5 protein-coding genes are annotated in these 4,620 nt (G+C 42.8%); all 5 read left to right on the plus strand.

The annotated features are described in order from the left end of the window. Nucleotides 1-289 (plus strand): DUF29 family protein (locus GVY04_09615; GenBank protein ID NBD16377.1); only part of this gene is annotated, 289 nt, incomplete at its 5' end. 80 nt (nt 290-369) lie between these two features. Continuing rightward, entirely contained in the window at nt 370-831 is a 462-nt protein-coding gene (locus GVY04_09620) for a DUF29 family protein (GenBank protein ID NBD16378.1), read from the plus strand. 335 nt (nt 832-1,166) lie between these two features. Next, nucleotides 1,167-2,648 carry an STAS domain-containing protein gene (locus GVY04_09625; protein ID NBD16379.1) on the plus strand — a complete coding sequence of 494 codons (1,482 nt, stop codon included), beginning with the start codon at nt 1,167-1,169 and terminating at the stop codon, nt 2,646-2,648. 13 nt (nt 2,649-2,661) lie between these two features. Then, nucleotides 2,662-3,525: a universal stress protein gene (locus GVY04_09630; GenBank protein ID NBD16380.1), complete on the plus strand. Its 864-nt coding sequence runs from the start codon at nt 2,662-2,664 to the stop codon at nt 3,523-3,525. A gap of 39 nt (nt 3,526-3,564) precedes the next feature. After that, on the plus strand, nt 3,565-4,620 hold a 1,056-nt coding region (locus GVY04_09635), incomplete at its 3' end, for a sodium-independent anion transporter (protein ID NBD16381.1).

Genomic DNA, 4,620 nt, shown 5'->3' on the forward strand with positions numbered 1-4,620 from the left:
TTTATTAATGCGTTTAGTTGAGCATCTTCTGAAATTAAAATATTGGGAAAGCGAAATTAAAAATAATCGCGGTCATTGGGAAGCCGAAATTCTCAACTTTCGCAAACAGATTAAAAAAGAATTGAAAGCAAGCCCTAGTCTTAAACCCTATTTATTTGAAATTTGGAATGAGTGTTATCAAGATGGACGAGAAATTGCTGCAGCGCGATCGCAGCTTCCTCTTGAAACCTTTCCTGAACAGCCCATTGCCACCTTAGAACAAGTCTTAGATCAAAGCTGGCTTCCCTAATGATGACGACAAGCTACTCATAAAGTAGCTAGTCGTTTTCAGTATCCTCTTTTCTGTCAAAGTAATCATCAAAAAAGACAATGTTCACAGAATCACAACCCATCAAAAAAAGTTTATACGAAACTGATTATAACCTTTGGGTATTAGCAACCGTTAAACAGCTAGAAAATAAAGAATTCAATACGGTTGACTGGGAAAATTTAATTGAGGAATTATCCGATTTGAGTCGTCGTGAAAAAAGGAAACTCAAGAACCTTCTTAGAAGAGTATTTGAACACTTGCTGAAATTAAACTATTGGCAAGCCGAAGTTGAAAATAATCGTGGTCATTGGGAAGCAGAAATTGCCAACTTTCGTAAGCAAATGAAAGATCAACTGGCAGATAGTCCGAGTTTAAAACCTTATTTAGAAGAAATTTTTGCTGAGTGTTATCAAGATGGGAGAGAAATTGCTGCAGCGCGATCGCGCCTTCCCCTTGAAACCTTTCCTGAAACACCCATTGCCACCTTAGAACAAGTCTTAGACGAAAACTGGCTTCCCTAAAAATCGTAAACTTTTATTGCAGAGCGTCACATCGTATGATACCTTATTTCTGTCTAAAGATTTTTTAAGCAAACCATGCAGCACAGCAATCTCTTTCCCAAAGCTACAAATCGTGGAAATTGTCCCCCATAAGGTGGATTGAGGATTGCGTTGGTCTGAAAAATATTACCCATTTCTTGTTTCAAGAGAATGAGGAGTGTTCCATGGAACGTCCATACATCATGGGTCGTTGGTCACTGTCCTCAACAAAATAAGAAGGGCTATAAATTCAATAACTTATGCTCAGAAATATTTTTATTTTTGAGCAATGTTGTTATTAAGATTAAGGAGAAAGTTTGGACTTCAATTTATTAAGACGAGAGTGGTTTTCTAATACACAAAAAGATATTCTTGCTGGTGCGGTAGTGGCTTTAGCCTTGATCCCAGAAGCAATCGCGTTTTCTTTAATTGCTGGGGTTGACCCGAAAGTTGGGTTATATGCCTCTTTCGTTATTGCAGTCATTACTGCCATTTTTGGTGGGCGCACCGGCTTAATTTCCGGTGCAACGGGGGCAATGGCACTCGTCATGGTTAACCTTGTAAAAGAACAGGGTCTGCAATATCTGTTTGCAGCCACCATATTGACAGGTATCTTGCAAATTGTCTTGGCTCTGTTTAAGCTCGACCAGCAAATGAAATTTGTGCCACGGGCGGTGATGATTGGGTTTGTTAATGCCCTTGCGATTTTGATTTTTACCTCACAGTTTCCACAACTGACTAACGCACCTTGGGAAGTTTATGTGATGGTCGCTGTGGGATTAGGGATTATCTACCTTTTTCCCAGAATCACTAAATCCATTCCCTCTCCTCTGGTTGCTATTGTTTTACTAACAGCAGTCTCGATTTTCCTTGAACTTGATGTTCCTACTGTGGGAGATATGGGGGAACTACCCACAGCATTTCCGATTTTTATCCTACCCGAGGTTCCCTTAAATTTAGAAACGTTAGAAATTATTTTCCCCCCCGCTTTAACCCTGACCATTGTCGGGTTACTAGAAACTTTACTCACCGCAGCCTTACTTGATGAATTAACTGATACTCCCAGTGATAAAAACCGCGAAGCCAAAGGTCAAGGCATTGCCAATATTATGACGGGCTTCTTTGGGGGCATGGCAGGGTGCGCCATGATTGGTCAATCCGTTATTAATATCCAATCTGGCGGACGGAAACGGCTTTCCACCTTTACTTCAGGGATTTTTCTTCTCTTCTTTATCCTAGTGCTGGGAAATTGGGTACAACAAATTCCGATGGCATCTCTGGTTGCTGTGATGATTATGGTTTCCATTGGCACATTTAGTTGGTCATCGATTCGCAATATCCCCCGCGTGCCTCGCAGTGAAACCTTTGTTATGGTTACCACAGTCTTAGTAACCGTAATTAGTCATAACTTAGCGATTGGTGTAGTGGTGGGAATTGCCCTCAGTACCCTTTTCTTTTCCCGTGAAATTGCTCAAGTGGTCTTTGTTGATAAAAAGCTAAGCCCTGATGGGATGCACCGCACCTATAGCGTCGCAGGACAAATTTTCTTCGTTTCTGTTGAGCAGTTTTTGAATGGCTTTGATCTCAAAGAAGAAGTTGAAACAGTGACTATTGATCTCTCCAATGCTCATATTTGGGATCAATCGGCGGTCAATGCGATTGATAAAGTTGTCATTCAATTCCGTCGTCATGGCGCAGAAGTGGAACTGGTGGGCTTGAATGAAGACAGTGCCAAAATGCTTGATCGCCTTGCCATTCATGATAAACCCGATGCTCTCGAAAAAGTTGCCAGTCACTAAACTATTCAAATCAATGAAACATATTCTCTTATGCACCGATGGCTCTGCTTTTGCCCAAGAAAGTTATCATTATGCAGCTTGGCTTGCCCCTCGCCTTGAGGCTCGTGTTGATGTTTTGTATGTCACCGATGTTCGCTCTCAAAAATCCATTGAAACGGGGAATTTAAGTGGCAGCATTGGCATTGATGCTGCTAAAGATTTACTAAGCAAACTCGTCGAACTCGAACATGAGAAAGCCAAAATCAATCATGAGCGGGCAAAACTGATCCTCGAAGATGCCAAACAACGGCTAGCGTCTGAAGGAGTAGAAGATGTTAAGACCATCCACGAAACCGGTTTTCTGGTGGATTGCTTTCACGAATTTGAAACCAATGCCGATTTAATTATCTTAGGTAAGCGCGGCGAAAATGCCCCCTTTGCCTCCAATCATTTGGGCGGGAATACCGAGCGTATTTTACGGGGGAGTCATAAACCATGCTTGGTTACGCCTCGTCAATTTAAGCCCATTAAACGCTTACTTTTTGCCTATGATGGCAGTAAAAGCTGTCAGAAAATGTTGCGTTTTCTGGTCGAATCACCAGCCTTTCAAGGATTAGAACTCCATATCCTCACGGTGGCACGAACCGCTCAAGATAAAAAAGCTCAAAAACGCAACCAAGAAGCTGAAGAACAAACGCGAGCAGCAGGATTTGATCCCATTTGTCAAATCTTAGAAGGGAATCCCGAAAAAATCATTGCCAGTTATGCCGAAGGACATGATATTAGTTTGATTGTCATGGGAGCTTATGGGCATAGTCGTATTCGTTCTCTTGTGATTGGCAGTACCACCGCACAAGTGCTGAGAAGTACCCAACTCCCAGTATTGTTATTCCGCTAGATGGACTAAACTAATTCTGGACAATTGGAAAACCTTTATATGAACATTACAAACACAATTCATTTTCGGAATCTCCAAGGAGATATCCTTGGGGGAATCACAACTGCAGTTGTTGCTCTCCCAATGGCGTTAGCATTTGGGATTGCCTCTGGTGCTGGGGCTGCTGCTGGCTTATGGGGAGCCGTTTTAATTGGCTTTTTTGCAGCGTTATTTGGTGGGACACCGAGCCTCATTTCTGAACCCACAGGTCCGATGACGGTCATTGTGACTGCTGTGATTACGGAACTGACAGCCAATAACCCAGAACAAGGGTTAGCCATGGCATTTACCGTCATTATGATGGCGGGCGGATTTCAAATTCTGTTTGGGGTTCTCCGTTTAGGACGCTATATTACGATGCTTCCCTATAACGTCATTTCTGGTTTTATGACTGGGATTGGGGTGATTTTAATCTTTGTTCAACTTGCCCCGTTTTTAGGACAAGAAACCCCAGAAGGAGGCGTGCTTGCGGTACTGAGAAATCTACCGATGCTGATTGCTAATCTTGATCCTTGGGAAACTTTGTTGGGGGTTATTACCTTGGCAATTTTATTTTTGTATCCCTCCCGTTGGAAACGAGTGGTTCCGCCACAGTTAATTGCTTTACTGATTGGCACGGCAATTTCTATGATTTTCTTCAGTGGGATGGATATTCGTACCATTGGCACCATTGGCGAAATTAGTCCGGGTTTACCAGACTTACAACTGCCAACCTTTAGTGCAGGTAATTTACGGTTAATGTTTGTCAATGCCATTATCTTGGCAACCGTCGGCTCGATCGATTGTTTACTCACTTGTGTGGTTTCGGAGGGCTTAACTCGTCAAGAATACAAAGCCAATAAGGAGTTAATTGGTCAAGGAATCGCGAATTTATTCACCGGTTTTGGTGGTGGAATTGCCGGTTCTGGTGCAACAACTCCCACTGTCGTTAATATCCAAGCCGGGGGACGCACAGCGGTATCCGGACTAACCCGCGCCCTGGTGTTATTGGTAATTGTCCTCTGGGCTGCCCCTCTCACAACTGGCATTCCTTTAGCCGTCTTAGCCGGAATTGTT

The organism is Cyanobacteria bacterium GSL.Bin1, from assembly GCA_009909085.1.
GTDB lineage: Bacteria > Cyanobacteriota > Cyanobacteriia > Cyanobacteriales > Rubidibacteraceae > Halothece.